Raw genomic sequence first — 1,870 nt, 5'->3', positions numbered from 1 at the left:
ACCTTGCCCGATGCATTGCCGAAGTTGGCGATCAGGCCAAAAGGACGCAGGCAATCCAGCGATTTGAGGAAGGTGTCCTTGCCGACCGAGTCGTAGACCACCTTCACCCCCTTGCCACCCGTAATTTCCTTCACCCGGGCGACGAAATCTTCGGTCGCGTAGTTGATGACATGGGCCGCGCCCTGGGCCTTGGCCAGAGCGCATTTTTCGTCGGAGCCCGCAGTGCCAATCAGCTGCAGGCCCATGGCCCTGGCCCACTGGCAGGCGATCAGGCCCACGCCCCCAGCCGCCGCATGAAACAGCACAAAGTCGCCGGCCTGCAGCCCGCCCTGCGGCTGGGTGCGGCGCAACAGGTACTGAACCGTCAGGCCCTTGAGCATCATGGCTGCGCCGGTCTCAAACGAAATCGCGTCGGGCAGCTTGCAGACACATTTGGCCGGCATCACGCGCACTTCGCAGTAGCTGCCAGGCGGCTGACTGGCGTAGGCCGCGCGGTCGCCAACCTGCAGATGGGTCACGCCCTCGCCCACGGCTTCAACAATGCCCGAGGCCTCCATGCCCAGCTGCAGCGGCATGGGCAGCGCATACAGGCCGGCGCGCTGGTAGACATCGATGTAGTTCAGCCCCACGGCCTTGTGCCGGATGCGGATTTCACCGGGGCCGGGCTCGCCGACCGCGACGTCGACGAGTTTGAGCTCTTCGGGTCCGCCGTGCTGGTCAATGCGAACGGCTTTGGAGGTGATGGATGCCATGCTGAGGTCCTTGCAGGTTGGAATGGTTCAAAAATCAACAAAATGGCTGCCATCGTGCCACGAATCAAAATGGGCCGCTTTTTTGAGGGCTGAACCGGCGCGCGCAACGCGAATCGCAACGGGCTTGATAAAGTCGCAGCCATGACGCAACGCCTGACCCCTGCCACCGCCCTGATGCTGGTGGTTCCCCCTCTGCTCTGGGCCGGCAACGCGGTGGTGGGCCGACTCGTCAACACGCTGGTGCCGCCCATGACGCTGAATTTTCTGCGTTGGGCGCTGGCCTTTTTGATCCTGCTGCCACTGGCCCATCGCCTGCTGCGGCCCGGCAGCGCCCTGTGGCCGCACTGGCGGCGCTTTACCCTGCTGGGCCTGCTCGGCGTGGGCTGCTATAACGCGCTGCAGTACCTGGCCCTGAAAACCTCCACGCCACTCAACGTCACGCTGGTGGCAGCCAGTGTGCCGGTGTGGATGCTGGCCGTGGGTGCGCTGTTTTTTGGCCAGCGCGTCTCCCGCATGCAGGTGGCCGGTGCGCTGATGTCGATTGCCGGCGTGCTGCTGGTGCTGTCCCGCGGCGACTGGGCGCTGCTGGCGCAGGTGCGGCTGGTGCCCGGCGATGTCTACGTGCTGCTGGCCACCCTGGCCTGGGCGTTTTACAGTTGGCTGCTGTCGCAGCCCAGGGAGCCGCCCGACATCCGCAACGACTGGGCCGCCTTCCTGATGGCGCAAATCGTCTTTGGCCTGGGCTGGTCGGGCCTGTTTGCGGGCGCCGAATGGGCGCTGCTAGACGTCCACATCGGCTGGGGCTGGCCACTGGCCGCCGCTCTGGCGTATGTGGCCGTCGGCCCCGCCGTGATTGCCTACCGCTGCTGGGGCGTCGGCGTGCAGCGCGTGGGGCCCGCCGTGGCGGGTTTTTTCTCCAACCTCACCCCGCTGTTTGCGGCCCTTCTGTCAGCGGCCTTCTTGGGCGAATTGCCGCATCTCTACCATGCGCTGGCGTTTTTGCTGATTGTGGGCGGGATCGTGGTGTCGTCGCGGCGGTAGCGACAGACCTCAAAAAGTCCCCGGAAAGGCCCCGCCATCGGCCAGCACGTTCTGCCCGGTCATGTAGCCGGCCTGCG

General features: G+C 65.5%; 2 protein-coding genes. One reads left to right on the top strand and one right to left on the bottom strand.

Features of this window, described 5'->3' with window-relative positions; translation table 11 throughout:
* Nucleotides 1-752, bottom strand: a 752-nt coding sequence (locus RMO23_RS13860; RefSeq protein ID WP_309682616.1) for a quinone oxidoreductase, incomplete at its 3' end; no start/stop codon positions are given.
* A 141-nt stretch (nucleotides 753-893) separates the two neighbouring features.
* On the opposite strand from RMO23_RS13860, the gene RMO23_RS13855 reads away from it, so the two are divergent.
* Nucleotides 894-1,793, top strand: a complete 900-nt coding sequence (locus tag RMO23_RS13855; protein WP_309682614.1) for a DMT family transporter — start codon at nucleotides 894-896, stop codon at nucleotides 1,791-1,793.
* The last annotated feature ends 77 nt before the right edge of the window (nucleotides 1,794-1,870 follow it).

It is taken from the genome of Polaromonas sp. (genome assembly GCF_031411155.1).
GTDB lineage: Bacteria > Pseudomonadota > Gammaproteobacteria > Burkholderiales > Burkholderiaceae_C > Polaromonas.
The sequence above is the reverse complement of the archived record's forward strand: the minus strand, read 5'-3'. Positions and strand labels throughout refer to the sequence as shown.

What these genes read in the sequence shown, in the direction of transcription:
- RMO23_RS13855 (WP_309682614.1), top strand. Translation starts at nt 894, where the DNA reads ATGACGCAACGCCTGACCCCTGCCACCGCCCTGATGCTGGTGGTTCCC.